The sequence below is a fragment of the Paenibacillus tengchongensis genome (assembly GCF_008973665.1).
Taxonomy (GTDB): domain Bacteria; phylum Bacillota; class Bacilli; order Paenibacillales; family Paenibacillaceae; genus Paenibacillus_AQ; species Paenibacillus_AQ tengchongensis.
Genome location: NZ_WACP01000075.1, coordinates 1 through 540, shown reverse-complemented (window position 1 = coordinate 540; position 540 = coordinate 1). Strand labels below are relative to the sequence as shown.

The 540-nt window shown below is 49.1% G+C and carries 1 protein-coding gene; it reads left to right on the top strand.

Annotated elements, in window-relative coordinates; translation table 11 throughout:
* Nucleotides 1-540 (top strand): outer membrane protein (locus F1381_RS27960; RefSeq protein WP_151738075.1); only part of this gene is annotated, 540 nt, incomplete at both ends.

The window sequence follows — 540 nt, the reverse complement described above, 5'->3', positions numbered from 1 at the left end:
AAAGGCGGCGATGACCATGATACGGTATTCAGTGGCGGTATTGCGGCCGGTTATGATTTTTATCCGCAGTTCAGTATTCCGGTTCGTACAGAACTGGAGTTTTACGCTCGTGGAAAAGCTGATTCGAAGTATAACGTAGATAAAGACAGCTGGTCAGGTGGTTACTGGCGTGATGACCTGAAGAATGAGGTGTCAGTCAACACACTAATGCTGAATGCGTACTATGACTTCCGGAATGACAGCGCATTCACACCATGGGTATCCGCAGGGATTGGCTACGCCAGAATTCACCAGAAAACAACCGGTATCAGTACCTGGGATTATGAGTACGGAAGCAGTGGTCGCGAATCGTTGTCACGTTCAGGCTCTGCTGACAACTTCGCATGGAGCCTTGGCGCGGGTGTCCGCTATGACGTAACCCCGGATATCGCTCTGGACCTCAGCTATCGCTATCTTGATGCAGGTGACAGCAGTGTGAGTTACAAGGACGAGTGGGGCGATAAATATAAGTCAGAAGTTGATGTTAAAAGTCATGACATC